We start from the raw sequence: 16751 nt of genomic DNA, 5'->3' as shown, positions 1-16751 counted from the left end.
TTTGAAAAGAGGGATAAATGTTTTTTATGAATGCTAGCAACGGTGAGGGTTATTATATATTGAAAAATGGAAAATCGTGTGATGGTGTAGTTAACATTTTTACTATTTAATTAAAGAGAGTGGTACATGATGGAGACAAATTTAAAGCTATGTGTTTATCGCATAGCAGATACGCTTAAGTCTTTATTGTGCTTTTCCTTATAAAATGACATAGAATATTATCTCTTGATTATGTTGCCTCCCAGTTTCGTTTTCTTGAGTGTTCCCTTACGAAGATCTATCAGATTGATTTTATCTCTGAGGATTTTCCAAATTTGCCGGACATATGTCCGGCTTTTTTTTAATTTTTGAAAGAGTCCCTAGAAATTGCAATATATGGGAAGATGATAAAGAAAAAATTTCGAAACTGGCGGATATCCAACAATTTTTTTAAGAATACTAAAATTCAATGAGGAGTTTGAGAGGGGGTATTCTACTGTACTGTAAAAGTCTGTCTTTTAGGAGCGTGATATAAAATATTTAAAACCTTATACATGAAGTGCTTTTTATTAGAATGTGAGATGAATATTTAAGGCAGGTCTTGTTCATAAAGCCTATGAAGTAAATCAAGTAGTTATTAGATAGAACTTAAAGGAAACTGGATTGTTTACACAACGATGGGAGGTGGCTTCTTCTTCATTTTAGGACGAAGAAGAAGCTGAGAAAGAAATAGAAGAGATTTTATTGTAAGGGCCTTTGATTATAAGGGCAATTGTGTTTAAAAGTGCTCGGTCTTTTTTAGAGTTATAAATTGAATGGAGAAAGCAGAATAGGCTTGTCATCTCTTATGATAAGAGACCGATTCATTTATTTGATAGCTAGATTTTTTTGATCTTTATCTACAGCATCTATTTTTGTGTTTATTCATAGATATTTTTGCTGAATCGATAGATTTAGACCATGACGCAGTTTCTGGTATTTTCTCGGATATACTAACATTCGGCAAAAAAACAATCACAAGAGATGATGTTAAAAATTTTAAGTTAAACTGTTGCAAAAGCGCTGGATACGTAAGCAAGCTTCTTCAAGCAGTTTTTCTGATGTTGCATAAGAAATACGAAAAGTTAATCCAAGTCCAAAAGCAGACCCTTGGACGACAGCAACAGCCTCTGTTTCTAGAAGCGCTATGACAAAGTCTTCATCATTCATAATACATTGACCGTTAGGTGTTTTCTTACCAATAAGTCCTTTGCAAGAAGGATAAACATAAAAAGCACCTTCGGGTGTTGGACAGTGAATGCCAGGAGCTTGGTTTAACATGGAAACAACGAGATCACGGCGTGCTTGAAAAATACTTTTATTTTTAGTGATAAAGTCTTGTGGTCCATTGAGAGCTTCAACTGCAGCCCATTGTGAAATAACACTCGTGCCAGATGTTTGCTGGCCTTGGATGGTATCCATAGCTTTAATGAGTTCTTGTGGTCCGCCTGCATAACCGATTCTCCAGCCCGTCATCGCATAAGCTTTAGAAACACCATTCATTGTGAGTGTGCGATCATAAAGCGCTGGTTCTACTTGAGCTGGAGTAACAAAGGTAAAACCCTCATACGTGAGATGTTCATATATATCGTCAGTGAGAATATATACATGAGGATATTTTACTAAAACATCGGTGAGTTTTTTCAGTTCATTATATGTATAAGCGGCACCTGATGGATTTGAAGGAGAGTTAAAGATAAACCATTTGGTTTTTGGGGTAATGGCAGCTTCTAGCTCTTGTGGTTGGAGTTTATAAGAAAATTCCGCTTTTGTTTCTAAAAAGACAGGCGTACCATCGTTAAGTGTGACCATTTCTGGATAACTAACCCAATAAGGAGATGGAATGATGACTTCATCTCCTCTATTCAAAGTTGCCATAAATGCATTAAAGAGAATTTGTTTTCCACCGGTACCAACAATAATTTGTTCTGGTTGGTAAAGAAGGTTATTTTCTCTTTTAAATTTTGCAGAAATTGCTTGGCGCAATTCTGGAATTCCAGATATGGGAGGGTATTTTGTTTCTCCCCTTCGAATAGCTTCAATAGCCGCGTTTTTGATGTTGTCTGGGGTATCAAAGTCTGGCTCTCCAGCACTTAAAGCAATAACATTTCGCCCTAATGCTTTTAAATGACGGGCTTTTTGAGAAGCAGCAATTGTTGCAGAAGGTTTGATACGAGACAGTTTGTCGGCAATAAAAGCCATAATTTAAAATCCTTATATTATATCAAATGATTATTGCTTTAAGAATATTTTATAAGAGATTATATTGTATGCAATAAAAAACTTCCACAATACTCTTACATAGGCTTTATATTCTTCTTTTTTGAGATTTTTGCAAGGTCATTTCTTCTTAGGTTTTATGAAAGATTTAAAGGAAAGATAGAGGAGGTTTGATAAATTGTGCAAAGGAGATAAGCAGTCTTTTATTTTAACAAGGTAAAATAATGTTTTATACAAAATAAAAAATCTTCGTCGTTACAGACGAAGATTTCTAAATAAAATATTGCAGAATTTAAACTTTAAAGTGCTGCAAGGTTACCAGCGGCAAATTTTCCTGAACGACGATCTTGAAGAACATCATAAGAGATTTTTTGCCCTTCATTAAGACTGTTTAGACCTGAACGCTCGACGGCAGAAATGTGTACAAATACATCTGCACTACCATCACTAGGCTGAATGAATCCGAAACCTTTTGTTGTATTAAACCACTTAACTGTTCCTGTAGACATAGGAAACTCCTTAGAATATATAATTATATTGAGAATTGAAGCTTTTATCCCTTCAATACGGCTGTAGATCGAAATTAGGTGGGAGAAGTTTCGTCGAAAGTGCAGATTGCACAGGAAAGAAAGTCACGTAACCGAAAATTCGATGAAACCTCTATAAAAGTTTTTAGAACAAAAAGCAAGTCTTAATCAATTTTTATATAAAGAAAAAACAAGAAAATAGTGTACATTTTACTAAGTAGAAAAAAAATCAACTAAAATAACTTTGTAGTGAACGTACCTCAAGGTGCCTTTTTTTGAGTGCTTTGATCGCTTCTACGACGGCTTCGGCTCCAGCTATTGTTGTATAATAGGGAACATTTTGCATGAGTGCTGCATAACGTAATGATTTTGAGTCTGAGATGGCACTGGCAGTGCTAGTTGTATTAAAAATCAATTGAATTTGGCGATTACGAATAGCATCTTCAATATGGGGGTGTCCCTCTAGAACTTTGTTGATTTTTTTTGCTTCAACGTGGTGTTCGGTGAGAAATTTTTGTGTTCCACTTGTGGCGACAACAGAAAAGCCAAGCTCAGTTAAACGTTTTACAGGATTTAAGATGCGTTTTTTATCTTCATCCCTTACAGAAACGAACAAAGTTCCCTCTTTAGGGAGTTTTACACCAGCTCCAAGTTGGGCTTTAGCAAAAGCAAGCGAAAACTCATAGTCAAGACCCATAACTTCACCGGTTGAGCGCATTTCTGGACCAAGAAGTGTATCAACACCTGAAAAACGAGCAAAAGGAAACACTGCTTCCTTGACAGCAATATGTTGTTTTTCCTGCAAAGAAGGTAATCCACCATAAGCTTGAAGAGCATCATGAAGCGTTTCTCCTGCCATAATACGTGCAGCCATTTTAGCAATAGGGCGACCAATCGTTTTTGCAACAAATGGAACAGTACGTGAAGCACGGGGATTGACTTCTAAGACATAAATGGTGTCATCTTTTATAGCATATTGTACATTCATTAAACCGCGAACATGAAGTGCTTGTGCTAATGCTTTGGTTTGGCGCTCTAATTCAGTAACTATTTTATTTGAGAGCGTATGGACTGGTAAAGAACATGCTGAATCACCAGAGTGGATACCAGCTTCTTCAATGTGTTCCATAATACCAACGATTAGTGTTTCTTTGCCATCACAGAGACAATCAACATCTACTTCAATTGCTTCTGTTAAATAGGTATCAAAAAGAAGCGGATTTTTACCAAGCAATATATTGATTTGTCCTGTTGTGTCGTTAGGATAACGGACTTTGATATCTTCTGAAATTAATTCAGGGACACTCTCAAGTAAATAATTTTGTAAGCTACGCTCATCACGAATAATTTGCATAGCACGTCCTCCTAAAACATAAGATGGACGTACAACCAAGGGGAAGCCTAGTTCGTGGGCAATGAGGCGTGCTTGTTCGATGGAGTGGGCAATACCATTTTGAGGTTGTGTTAAATTAAGTTTAAATAACAGTTTTTGAAAGCGATCTCTATCTTCAGCTAAGTCGATAGCGTCAGGTGAAGTACCTAGGATGGGGATGTTGTGTTTTTCTAGAGCGCTTGCCAATTTCAAGGGTGTTTGTCCGCCAAATTGGACGATGACTCCAACCAAATCTCCTTTTTCCTGTTCTGCTTCTAAAATAGCGATAACGTCTTCTGTTGTTAAAGATTCAAAGTAAAGGCGATCAGAGGTATCATAGTCGGTTGAAACTGTTTCAGGATTACAGTTAATCATAATCGCTTCAAATCCTGCATCACGCAGTGCAAAAGCAGCGTGGCAGCAACAGTAATCAAATTCAATACCTTGCCCAATGCGGTTTGGTCCACCGCCTAAAATAGCAATTTTTTTGCGTTCAGAAACGTGTGCTTCCGAGTGCTCTACACCTGCAAAGGGAACTTCATATGTTGAATACATATAGGCTGTAGGAGAAGAAAATTCAGCCGCACAAGTATCGATCCGTTTGAAGACGTGTTTAACATTCAGTGATTTACGCAAAGCTGCGATATAATCGGTTTCTTGTCCGATAAGGGAGGCTAATCGCGCATCTGAAAAGCCCATAGCTTTTAACATACGTAAATTATCTGCATCTTGGGGTAATCCATGAATGCGGATACGCTGCTCCATTTCAATGATGGAGGCTATTTGTTCTAAAAACCACGGATCAATTTTGCTAATTTGGTGAATCTCATTTAAAGGTAAGCCTGTGCGCATAGCTTGAGCAATATAGCGTAGACGATCAGGGCTTGGTATGGCAATGGCTGAGCGTATAGAACTTTTTTCATCACCTTCAGCATGCTCTGGAATCACAATTTCATCAAGACCCGTAAGCCCTGTTTCAAGTCCACGGAGTGCTTTTTGTAACGATTCTTGAAAAGTGCGTCCAATTGCCATGACTTCTCCTACAGATTTCATCGCAGTTGTGAGGACAGGTGATGAACCGGGAAATTTTTCGAACGCAAAACGAGGAATTTTTGTCACAATATAGTCAATAGAAGGTTCAAATGATGCTGGTGTTGCACCACCCGTGATATCATTTTTTAATTCATCAAGTGTATAACCAACAGCCAGTTTAGCCGCTACTTTGGCAATGGGAAACCCCGTTGCTTTTGAGGCAAGCGCTGAAGAGCGAGAAACACGCGGATTCATTTCAATAACAATGAGGCGCCCATTTTCAGGATTGACAGCAAACTGTACATTGGATCCCCCCGTTTCAACGCCAATTTCACGCAAAACAGCAATCGAAGCATTACGCATACATTGATATTCTTTATCGGTTAAGGTGAGAGCAGGTGCTACAGTGATCGAATCACCGGTATGAACCCCCATTGGATCAATGTTTTCGATAGAACAAACGATGATACAATTGTCGTTCTTATCACGAACAACTTCCATCTCATATTCTTTCCACCCTAAAACACTTTCTTCAATTAATACTTCTGTTGTTGGTGAAGCTTCAAGCCCACGTTCAATAATTTCATAGAATTCAGAGCGGTTATAAGCGATTCCACCACCAGTTCCACCAAGGGTAAATGAAGGACGAATAATAGCTGGAAGCCCAACAACATCAAGAGCTTGAACTGCTTTTGCTGTTGCATGAGCGATATAATGTTGTTTGCGATCAGCTTCGGTATGTCGCCAGTTGCGCTCAAGTTCTTCGAGTGCTTTGTCAAGCGCAGTACCAGAAAGCTTTGCTTTAAGTTCAGCACACGTTTTTGCGTGTTGTTGGCGATTTTCTTCTTTCAGTTCTGTTGCATTGGCTAACATAGAGCGTGGCGTTTCCAAACCGATTTTTGCCATCGCTTGGCGGAATAAAGCACGATCTTCAGCTTTATCAATAGCATCAGCATTGGCTCCTATCATTTCAACATGATAGCGGTCTAAAATACCCATACGCTTTAATGATAAAGCAGTATTGAGGGCTGTTTGTCCTCCCATAGTGGGTAAAAGGGCATCGGGACGTTCATGGGCAATAATTTTGGCAACGATTTCAGGCGTAATGGGCTCTATATAAGTTGCATCAGCTAGATCTGGATCTGTCATAATCGTGGCAGGATTAGAATTGACCAAAATAATTCGGTAACCTTCTTCTTTTAATGCTTTACAGGCTTGAGTACCAGAATAATCAAATTCACATGCCTGACCAATGATAATAGGTCCTGCTCCGATGATAAGAATAGATTTTATATCTGTGCGTTTGGGCATGACTTTTTCCTATGACAAATATCTATGTGCGATTGTTGCAGGCAAAATATTTCAGTTTTGAAGCTACAGTTATTTTATAAGTTAAGTGACAAAGAAAGTAAGCATTAAAATACCTTTTCCATGCTTTTTTTCATAAAATTTAAGATAAATTTCTTTTTTGAGTTGAGTCATCTCATCAGTCTATCAAAAGTATGACCTTTGATAAAAAATAATAACAGTGCTCCAACAAATTAGAATATTCAATCATACGTGGAGCATAAAAAGTCGGAACATCTTCCCAATACATTGCTTGCATATTTTGTGTTTTATGACGTTGTTTGCCTAAGAGACCCCGCGCTTTTTCTATTGCTTGTAAAACATAAGCCATTATTTATGGTTTGATGGGATTTCGTACAATGAAATGGGAAACTTATCGTGTTGTTCCGTAAAATACTGCTGTTTAGAGCTGTGATATAAGGTATGAAAATTTACCACATTAAGGTGTTTTTTGTTAGAGCGTATGATAAAATTCAGGACCAAATTTGTCTGTAGAGAGCTTATGAAATAAACCATATAAAATGGTTTCAGTTGGAATCTGTTAAATAAACAATAAGATTGTTGATAAGTCGGCTCTGGTCGAAGTTTCCGTTTTAGGGTAGGGAACGTCAATCTATAGATGTGTCCGTTTCATAAAAGGGTGAGAGTGTATTTTAATACAATGGCTAAGGAGATAATTTCAGAATGATTTTGTTTGTTTTTAAAAGAGAGTGAATACTCTCCCTTTACTTTATGGTGATGTTCAAAACTTTTTAAAATATAAAGAAGGATAAAATGCCGAGCATTTCCCAAACGAGATTTTGTCTGAAAGATGTATCAATAGGAAAGCTTTTGGTGGCTAGGTCTCAAAAAGGGATTTGTCATAGTGCGTTAGGAGACACTATAGAGCAATTACTACAGGAGTTTACGCTACGATTTGGTGATGCACAACAAGTTGTAGGTGACAATACATTTAAGAGAGAAGTTGCCCATATTATAGCCATGATAGAAACACCTAAGCTGGTAAAAAAATATAATTTTCCCTTAGATATAAATGGTACAGTTTTTCAACGACAAGTATGGGCAGTATTATGTGATATACCATGTGGTGAAACAATTTCATATGAGGTTTTAGCATGCCGTATTGGTATGCCGAATGCTTTTCGTGCCGTTGCTAATGCCTGTGCACGTAACGAATTGGCTGTTATCATTCCGTGTCATCGTGTTGTGCGTAAAAATGGTTTTATTTCAGGGTATCGTTGGGGGGACAAACGGAAACAGATTTTACTACAACGAGAACAAAATGGAGAAATTTAACTTTGTGTGATGGGCATTATAATCGTTACAGTTGTTCCTTTCATTTCTTTTGAAGTAATTTCAAGTTTTCCCTTGTGGAGTTCTAGCAAGGAGCGTGAAATGGCTAAGCCAAGACCTGAGCCCGTATGAGATTTAGTAAGTTGATTTTCAACTTGTTCAAAGGGTTGTCCAAGTTTTTTAATTGCTGATTGTGGAATACCAACACCTGTATCTGTAATTTTAAAAATAAGATTATTTTTTTTCTTGAAAGCGCAGACATCAATATTTCCGCCAGAAGGAGTGAATTTAACGGCATTAGAGATGAGATTAAGGAAAATCTGTTTCATTGCACGACCATCAACTTCAGCATGAAGTTCTGGGGTAATGTTTGTTGTAACAGCAATATTTTTTTCTTGAGCCTGAGGCGTTAGTGTTCGTACTGCTTCACTAATGATAGGTTCAAGATCGGTATTTTTACAATCAAGCGTAAATCTTCCAGCTTCGATTTTTGACATATCAAGGATGTCATTGATAAGGGTTAGAAGATGGGTTCCTGAATTATAAATATCATGCATATATTCTTTATAGCGTTGTGAACCAAGAGGGCCAAAGGTTGATTGTAACATAATATCTGAAAAGCCGAGAATAGCATTTAGTGGAGTGCGCAATTCATGAGACATATTGGCTAAAAATTCTGATTTAGCCTTATTAGCACTTTCGGCGCGTTCTTTTTCTGCTTTCAGACTTTTATTAAGTTTTTCAACTTCTGTTGCGCGTTGTTGAGCACTCCCTCTCGCACGTTTGAGTTCTTGAATGAAAGAAAAAAGACGCCTTTCGCTGTCTTCAAATTTTTCCTGTTGTTGTTTAAGCTCAGAAATGTCAGTACCAATACAAACCAATCCTCCATCTTGGGTTCGTCGTTCGTTAATTTTGAGCCAACAACCATCTGCCGTTTGGCGAATACTGGTTAAGTTACCAGTACCATCATCTTTAAGGGGATATTCACTAAGAGCAGGGCGTGCCATGGCTTCGACGGTTGCACGTTGGATACCTGATTGGAGAATTTGTTTAGGAATAGCGGCATATTCGCAAAATTTGCTGTTGGACATGACTAAACGTCCTTCAGCATCCCACAAGACGAAAGATTCTGAAATGTTTTCAATCGCGTCACGAATACGAAGGTCGGCTTGTGCCGTTTGTTCAGCCAATTGTTGCTGTTCACTAATATCGAAGGAAATACCAACCAAATGGGGTTCGTCTTCTTCAGTCACTTCGGCACGAATGCGCATCCATACATAATGACCATCAGCATGACGCATAGGAACGTTAATATCGATATGCTTTTTTTTGCCGCTCATTAATTCCTGAGCAAGGTCAAAAAAATTCGCATCATTTGGATTGATAATGGCGCTAATTTGGGAAATTGAGAGCAATGCATCTTGAGGGACATAGCCGAGCATTTCGTACATTGCTCGTGACCAGTAGACGCGCCCACTGGCCATATTCCAATCCCATAGTCCACAGCGTCCACGCATCATTGCCATATCAATACGGTTTTGAATTTTTTCTGAAACAAGATCTGTTTTGCGTGCTCGTACAATTTGGTTATAATAAGCATAAAGAAGAGCGAGGATAACGCCACTAGTTCCAATGAACATGGTTATATTTAACGAGAGAGCTTTCCGCCATTCCATATAAATATGTTGCATTTTTTCACTGATGAATACCCCATATTGTCCATTTTCTGTTAGCTCAAAGGAAGCAAGAGCAGGAATATCTTTTTCTATTGTAATTTTCATGATTCCAGCATGTTTTCCTAGAGCTTGTAAAGTAATGCTTTCAGAGGTAAAATCCTGTAAGGGTTTTCCTAAGACAATCTCGGAACTTGATGAAGCTAGGACATTGCCTTTTTGATCGACAATAGCAATAACAGCGCTGGTTTTTATAAAACCTTTGTTACGAAAATTGGTTAGGATATTTTGTAAATGATTATGAGAAAGAGCAGCAGCTTTTCCTTGTCGAGTGGCGGCAAGTAAGTCACGGTCGATTGTATTGGTAATATGAGAAGCTAAGAGAGTGATGGTAGAATGCGTGTTTTTATCAATTGTGTTGCGCCAATCATAGATTGATACGAAACGGATTGCTGCAAGCGCAATAAGAAATGCCACAATGACAAATGGAAGTGAGCGTCGCAACCAAGGTTCAATAAAGAGAAGCTTTTGATAGGTAGAGCCAGAAAACAGATGAATACGCTTTGTCTGCGCTTTATGGCTTTGAGCGCTCGATTTTGAATCAGCATATATCTCCGTTGGCGCATTATATGCGTCCAATTTAGCCATCTCTTGTTCCTTTAATTCCGGAATAATGTGATTTAAAAACTGCTTCGATATTCATTAATAACCCCATGAGAGTGCAATGAATCAAAACAGGAGTCTTCTGTCCAGTCTTTTTTTAAAAAAAAGTATTTTACTTTTATGAATTTGGAATATGAAAAGGAAAAGGCATTTTAAACATGGCCTATAAACAGGCTTAGATTGCCTGTTTATAGGTTTAATGATGATCAAAGTAGCTTGTAGAGTTTATTTTTAAAAATATTATAGTATATTGATTTAAAATGTTTTTTTGTTTCAAGTGAGTAGACGATTGATGATATCAGAAACATCGCTTGATAATTTTGGTGCGGCAGCAATCGTTTTTAATGCCGTTTCAAGTTTTTGTTGCCGAATGGGTTCTAATTGTCGCCAAGAGCGCAAAGTTGTTAATAATCGTGAAGCAAGCTGTGGATTTTTTTTGTCAATTTCTAAAATGATTTGGCAAAGAAAATCATAGGAGGCACCATCAACTCTGTTAAAGCCTGTTAGGTTGTTAGAGGCAAAGATACCGATCAGAGATCGTACACGATTAGGATTATCCTTTGAAAATAGCGGGTGTTGCATGAGCTTTTGAACATTTTCGAGTGTTGATGTGCCAGCAACCATTGCTTGAATAGAAAACCATTTATCCATAACCAAAGGGTCATGTCGATAGCGGTTTTCAAAATCATTTAAGGCATTTTGTGCCTGCTCACTTTCATTAAAACGCTTCACGAGAACAGCAATACTCGCCATTCGGTCAGTCATATTATCAGCTGTTGCATACTGTGTCGCCGCACGATTTGGATTGTTCTCAGAAATGGAAAGATAATCCAATAGTATGTTCTTGAATGCTCGCTTTCCGGCTTGTACAGTGTCTGGTGAATAGGGTTCTTGGGTTTGCATTTGTTCATAAAATTTTGTTAAGAGTTTTTGATGTGTTTGTGCAAGTGAAGCGAGAAACTGATTGCGCACGTAATGAATACGATCTGGATCAATATTTTTACCGATTGTATGAGCAAGCTCAACTTCACTAGGTAAATTTAAACAGAAGGCACGAAATTCAGGCTCTAAGGTTTCATCTGTTATGATTGTTTCAATCAGGTTTAGCAAAGCAGAGGAGATTGTTTCTTTTGCTGCTTGTGTTTTATCTTGAATGCTTTGAAGCAAAGCTTGCGTCATTAAATGATTAAGAGATTGCCAGCGATTAAGGTGATTGTCATCATGTTGTGCAAGAAAAATAAGTTCATTTTCATTAAATGGCGTGTGTAGAATGATTGGTGCTGAAAAATCTCGCAGCAGTGATAAAACGGGTTTTTCACGCAGTCCCTTTAATGTAAACGTTTGGCTTTCCTTGGATAAAAGCATAACATCTGATTGAATATCTGTATCCGCTTCATAAGCGAGGTTTTCTCCGTTAGGTCCTAATAAGCCAAATGCGATAGGGATAAGCATGGGCTTTTTTGTTTTTTGTTGTGGGGTTGCGGGAATATGTTGCTTTGCATGAATCGTTAAAACACCATCGCTATAATGACTATCGATTTCTACATTGGGTGTTCCTGCCTGTTCATACCATAGCATGAATTGGGAGAAGTCTTGACCAGACACTTCAGCAAAACAGGTAATAAAATCTTCAATTGTACAAGCTTGTCCATCATGACGTTGAAAATAAAGATCAGTGCCTTTACGAAACAGAGTAGGACCTAAAATAGTTCGTATCATGCGAACAACTTCAGCACCTTTTTCATAAACAGTTGTGGTGTAAAAATTATTAATTTGGCTATATTGACGAGGACGTACAGGATGCGCAAGAGGTCCTGCGTCTTCTGTAAATTGCGTCGCTTTTAATGCTTTTACATTTTCAATTCGCTGTAGGCTGCGTATATTTTGATCTGATGAAAATTCCTGATCACGATAAACAGTGAATCCTTCTTTTAAACAGAGTTGAAACCAATCGCGACAGGTAACACGATTACCGCTCCAATTATGGAAATATTCATGGGCAATGACACGTTCAACATTTCTATAATCCTGATCGGTTGCTGTTTCAGGATCGACAAGAACATATTTATCATTAAAAACGTTAAGGCCTTTGTTTTCCATTGCTCCCATGTTAAAGTCGGACACAGCAACAATATTGAAAACATCAAGATCATATTCGCGTCCGAAACATTGTTCATCCCAACGCATGGAACGTTTAAGAGCATCCATTGCATAGGTTGCGCGTTCGGTTTTTCCTTTTTCTACATAGATACCAAGCTCGATACGTCGTCCAGATACAGTTGTAAAATGGTCTTCTAACTTATCAAGATCTCCACCTACTAAAGCAAAGAGATAAGATGGCTTGGGATAAGGATCTTCCCAAATGGCAAAATGGCGATTATTCTCTAAAGTTCCTGTTTTCACCAGATTACCATTTGAAAGCAAGATTGGGATTGTTTGGGTATCTGCTTCAATTTTCACTCTATAGGTAGAAAGAACATCTGGGCGGTCGTAAAAATAAGTAATACGACGAAAACCTTCCGATTCGCATTGTGTGCAATAAACACCATTTGAAAGATAAAGCCCCATAAGTTGGCGATTGCTTTCTGGATTCAGTTCCGTGACCATTTTCAAAGTAAAAGGAGCCGTTTGTGGCGTTGTAATTTCTAAACGTGAAGGCGTCACTCTATAAGTGTTTGGGGCTAATATCTCATCATTAATAGAAACGGAAATTAAAGTAAGATCATCACCAGAAAGAACGAGAGGTGTTAATTCTTTTGTATCGTGACGAGGCTCAATAAACAATATGGCTGTAACATAGGTTTTTGTTGGTGCCAATTGGAAAGAAAGGTGTGTTTTAGGGATAGCGTAAGGAGTTGGTTGGTAATCTTCCAAACGATAAATAGATGTTATTGGCTGTTTCATAGTTTTTTCCCATTAGTATTTTAAGAGTTAAAGAAGGGTGTTTTAATTTTAGAAGCAAGATAGGATTAAAGAATTACAAAAGGCTGTCGAGGCGATTTTTTACTTCTAAGAAGTCTATCCATGTAAGCTTCTTTTGACTAGGGGTTCTAAGAAGGTAAGCTGGATGAAAAGTTGGCATAACAGGTATTTTTATATTATCTTCGCTTTCATAGATATGCCATTTCCCTCTTGTTCGGATAATCCCATTTTGAGATCCAGTAAGAAATTGTGCAGCAACGCCTCCCAGTGCTATAAGAACACGAGGACGTGCTAAATAAATGTGCCGTTCAATAAAAGGGCGGCACAAGGCAACTTCTCTTGGTGTTGGTGTACGATTTCCTGGTGGACGCCAAGGAATAGTGTTGGCAATGTAAACATTATTTCTTGCTAAGCCAATTGATGCGAGAATTTTATTAAGTAACACCCCTGCTTTTCCCACAAAAGGAATTCCTTGTATATCCTCTTCTCGTCCTGGTGCTTCACCTATGAGCATTAGGGGACTTCCTGCTGTTCCATCTGAAAAACAGGTATTTTTTGCTGTCAATTTTAGTGAACAGCCATTAAATGCAAGGAGGGCAGATTTTAATTCATCAAGTGTCTTTGCACTTTTTGCACTCTCTATAGCAGCGGATTCGTTTTGTATAGGACTAGAATTATACAGTGGATGATTATCTAATTTTACGCTTGGAGATGTTTTGGCAGATGTTTGTTGATTACCAGAAATGTTAACAACAGGCGTTAATTTTCTCTCTGAACAAGCAGACTGCTTAAAACGATCAATAGGGAAGTCTGTCAGAACGGCATCCGCACCACTTTCTTTATAAAAGTTTAAGAGTTCTTCATAGGAAATCGAGTACGGCGTTTGATTTAACATTTTACTTTTTCTAATGATCTAGGCACTATAGATCAAACAAAATTATCCTTCAAGTTTTATAAACGTATTCGCTAGCCATTAATGTATAAGAATGCTGATAGGATTCTCTCTTTTCACAAAAAAGGCAAATCGTAAAATGCGAGTTTTCGCGATTATATGCATCTTTAGATTATATGCATCTTTAAATGTATAATTTGTTTAAATTGCGCTATTTCAACTTTTTAAACAAAATAAACTCACTCATAATAAAAGAATTTTTTACTGAATGCAAGTGGCGTGATAATATTTTTTATCATTATATTCTATATTTAATACTTAGTGAAAGTGAATTTTGTAGTATTTTATTTAAAAAATTAAGTATAATTTTTTATTATTATATTTATTTAATAGCTTTTATTAAATAAATATAATATATTAATTGAAATATATAATTATTACTTTTATATGAGAAAACACTAAGACGTTACAAACAGTTTTCACAATGGGTTAAAAGCAATGTGTGGATATATTCTTTTGCTTTTTTTACAGCTGAAATGAGAGGTTCATTGAGTGCCAAATGCGCTGCAATAGCGCTTGATAGAATGCAACCTGTTCCACGCATTGTTCCTTTTAAACGTGGAGTAGAAATATTGATGACTTCAATTTTGTCAATGAAGCTATCAATTGCAAGAGGACCCTCCGCATGTCCGCCTTTTACTAAGATAGAGCGAGCTCCCAATGACAAAAGTTTTTTTGCTTGTTGTATTGCTTGCTTATCATTAGATGCCAATGGACTTTGGCTAAGAAGAGCGAGTTCTTCTCTATTCGGTGTTAAAAGATCAACATGAGGAAGCAGTTCATCGATCATAGTGTCGATGATTGTTTCTGTTATTAGTTTTCCTCCTGATGAAGCGACAAGTACAGGGTCCAAAACAACTGGAACATGGGGATAGTCTTTGAGTACGTTACAGATTGCTGCTATAATTGCTTTTGTCCCCGTCATACCAATTTTTATTGCGCTTATTGGATTTGCTTCTAGAGCAGCACGCATTTGCGCAGCGACAAGGTCTCCACACATTGGAATGATTTCGACAACGCGATTATCATCTTGTACGTTAACACAAGTAATTGCTAAATTTGCTTTTATTTGAAAATGTGCAGAGGTTTCTATATCACGAACAATACCGGCACCTCCTGTTGGATCAGTGCCTGCAACAATAAGAATGGAAGGTATCAACGCCATGTTTGTGTCACTTTTATCCACTGCTGTACACGCTCTTCAGGTTTTTTATGGAGGATAACATCAGTCACAACAGCAGCACTATTTGCTCCTGCATTTAAAACACTAACTGCACGTTCTGGTGTTAACCCACCAATACCCACTAAAGGTAAAGCACCAATCCGTTTTCTCCATTGTTTGATTTTCTCTAGTCCTTGTGGCATCCATTTCATTTTTTTTAAGATTGTCGGATAAATAGGACCAAGTGCAATATACTCAGGATTAGCAGAGAGTGCGATATCCAATTCATGTTCATCATGTGTACTAAGACCAACTTTTATACCACTTTTACGAATTGCGTGAAGATCAGCATTGCTCAGGTCTTCTTGTCCCAGATGAATAAAATTACACTTTTCATCAATTGCTATTTCCCAATGATCATTAATAATTAATTGTGTTCCCAATTTATTGCATATGTTTTTTGCACGCTTAATATGTTGACGGATTATTTGTTGATTTTCATGTTTCATACGCAATTGTACGAGCTTGATACCAAGAGGAAGCAAACGTTCAATCCAATCAGCGTTATCAACGATGAGGTAAAAAGGATCCAGTTTCATGAAAATACCGCTTTTCCAATGATTGGTGTTGAAGGGACTGCTACATTGCGTGCTTCGATCATGCCAGCTTTATACCCCATACGCCCTGCCTGAATAGCTTTGGAAAAGGCCTCAGCCATCAAAACAGGATCAGCTGCTTTAGCAACTGCGGTATTAAGCAGTACTGCATCATAACCTAGTTCCATCGCAATGGCGGCATGGGATGGGCGTCCAATGCCGGCATCAATAACAAGAGTAGCATCAGGAAGGTAAGCACGGATAGAACGCAATCCATCAGTATTATGAGGTCCTTTGGCAGAACCAATAGGAGCACACCAAGGCATAATAACACGGCAACCAATGTCGAAAAGTTTTTCAGCAACAATGAGATCATCCGTTGTATAGGCAAAAATTTTGAAACCTTCATTGTTTAAAATTTGAGCAGCTTCGATTAAGGAAAAAATATTTGGCTGTAAGGTGTCTGAATTACCGATAATTTCGAGTTTAATCCAAGCTGTTTTAAAAAGATCTCTTGCTAATTGCGCTGTGGTTACGGCCTCTTTAACAGTATAACAACCAGCAGTATTAGGAAGCACTGTTACCCCAAGATCTTGAAGAAATTGCCAAAACTGCCCTCCTTGTTTTCCACCTGCGCTTTCTCGACGTAATGAAACGGTTACAATTTCTGTATTGGATTTATGAATAGCATCACGAAGGATGACAGGAGAAGGATATTGCGCTGTACCTAACATAAGACGAGAGGTGAATTGTCGTCCATAAAGATTCAACATAATTAACCACCTTGCATTGGGCTTAAAATTTCCACTTTATCTCCTTCATGCAAAATAAATTGGTCACGCGCATCTACAGGAACAACTTCAGCATTAACAGCAGTTGCTAGCCAATTTCCTTCATACCCCAATTCCACAAGCAAGAGACTAAGAAAAGGAGCTTCTGTTTGAAGTGTTTCACCATTAACAAATATTTGCATG

General features: G+C 37.7%; 12 protein-coding genes. 1 reads left to right on the top strand and 11 read right to left on the bottom strand.

Annotated elements, in window-relative coordinates:
- Nucleotides 1-1017 precede the first annotated feature (1017 nt).
- The 4 genes from ACFIMU_RS01440 to ACFIMU_RS01425 all read right to left on the bottom strand — a co-directional run bounded on the left by ACFIMU_RS01440 (nucleotide 1018) and on the right by ACFIMU_RS01425 (nucleotide 6847).
- Nucleotides 1018-2220 (bottom strand): pyridoxal phosphate-dependent aminotransferase, encoded by a 1203-nt coding sequence (locus ACFIMU_RS01440; protein WP_375610130.1) that lies wholly within the window; start codon nucleotides 2218-2220, stop codon nucleotides 1018-1020.
- A 317-nt stretch (nucleotides 2221-2537) separates the two neighbouring features.
- Nucleotides 2538-2747: a cold-shock protein gene (locus ACFIMU_RS01435; protein WP_012754908.1), complete on the bottom strand. Its 210-nt coding sequence runs from the start codon at nucleotides 2745-2747 to the stop codon at nucleotides 2538-2540.
- 247 nt (nucleotides 2748-2994) lie between these two features.
- A complete protein-coding gene (gene carB / locus ACFIMU_RS01430; RefSeq protein ID WP_375614401.1) occupies nucleotides 2995-6480 on the bottom strand; it encodes a carbamoyl-phosphate synthase large subunit in 3486 nt (1161 codons plus the stop codon).
- 175 nt (nucleotides 6481-6655) lie between these two features.
- Nucleotides 6656-6847 carry a hypothetical protein gene (locus tag ACFIMU_RS01425; RefSeq protein WP_375614400.1) on the bottom strand — a complete coding sequence of 64 codons (192 nt, stop codon included), beginning with the start codon at nucleotides 6845-6847 and terminating at the stop codon, nucleotides 6656-6658.
- 443 nt (nucleotides 6848-7290) lie between these two features.
- On the opposite strand from ACFIMU_RS01425, the gene ACFIMU_RS01420 reads away from it, so the two are divergent.
- A complete protein-coding gene (locus ACFIMU_RS01420; protein ID WP_375606327.1) occupies nucleotides 7291-7812 on the top strand; it encodes a methylated-DNA--[protein]-cysteine S-methyltransferase in 522 nt (173 codons plus the stop codon).
- Here ACFIMU_RS01420 and ACFIMU_RS01415 read toward each other — a convergent pair.
- From ACFIMU_RS01415 to thiS, 7 genes are all read right to left on the bottom strand, one after another.
- On the bottom strand, nucleotides 7809-10130 hold the full coding sequence (locus tag ACFIMU_RS01415; RefSeq protein WP_375696755.1) for an ATP-binding protein: 2322 nt from the start codon (nucleotides 10128-10130) through the stop codon (nucleotides 7809-7811). The genes ACFIMU_RS01420 and ACFIMU_RS01415 overlap by 4 nt on opposite strands.
- A gap of 288 nt (nucleotides 10131-10418) precedes the next feature.
- Nucleotides 10419-13049, bottom strand: a complete 2631-nt coding sequence (gene pepN, locus ACFIMU_RS01410) for an aminopeptidase N (RefSeq protein ID WP_375696754.1) — start codon at nucleotides 13047-13049, stop codon at nucleotides 10419-10421.
- Between the two features lie 73 nt (nucleotides 13050-13122).
- Nucleotides 13123-13962, bottom strand: coding sequence for a uracil-DNA glycosylase family protein (locus tag ACFIMU_RS01405; protein WP_375606324.1), 840 nt, complete (start codon nucleotides 13960-13962; stop codon nucleotides 13123-13125).
- A gap of 463 nt (nucleotides 13963-14425) precedes the next feature.
- A complete protein-coding gene (locus ACFIMU_RS01400; RefSeq protein WP_375696753.1) occupies nucleotides 14426-15184 on the bottom strand; it encodes a hydroxymethylpyrimidine/phosphomethylpyrimidine kinase in 759 nt (252 codons plus the stop codon).
- Entirely contained in the window at nucleotides 15175-15780 is a 606-nt protein-coding gene (locus ACFIMU_RS01395; protein WP_375696752.1) for a thiamine phosphate synthase, read from the bottom strand. Before ACFIMU_RS01395 ends, ACFIMU_RS01400 begins: the two co-directional genes overlap by 10 nt.
- Complete coding sequence (locus tag ACFIMU_RS01390; protein ID WP_375606322.1) at nucleotides 15777-16550, bottom strand: thiazole synthase; 774 nt, start codon at nucleotides 16548-16550, stop codon at nucleotides 15777-15779. The genes ACFIMU_RS01395 and ACFIMU_RS01390 overlap by 4 nt, the downstream gene beginning before the upstream one ends.
- A gap of 2 nt (nucleotides 16551-16552) precedes the next feature.
- Complete coding sequence (gene thiS, locus ACFIMU_RS01385; RefSeq protein ID WP_375606321.1) at nucleotides 16553-16750, bottom strand: sulfur carrier protein ThiS; 198 nt, start codon at nucleotides 16748-16750, stop codon at nucleotides 16553-16555.
- Nucleotide 16751: the final 1 nt, after the last annotated feature.

The sequence above is a fragment of the Bartonella sp. AC70YNML genome (genome assembly GCF_042196545.1).
Taxonomy (GTDB): Bacteria; Pseudomonadota; Alphaproteobacteria; order Rhizobiales; family Rhizobiaceae; genus Bartonella.
Note: the sequence above shows the minus strand (reverse complement) of the source record. Positions and strands in the feature narration are given on the sequence as shown.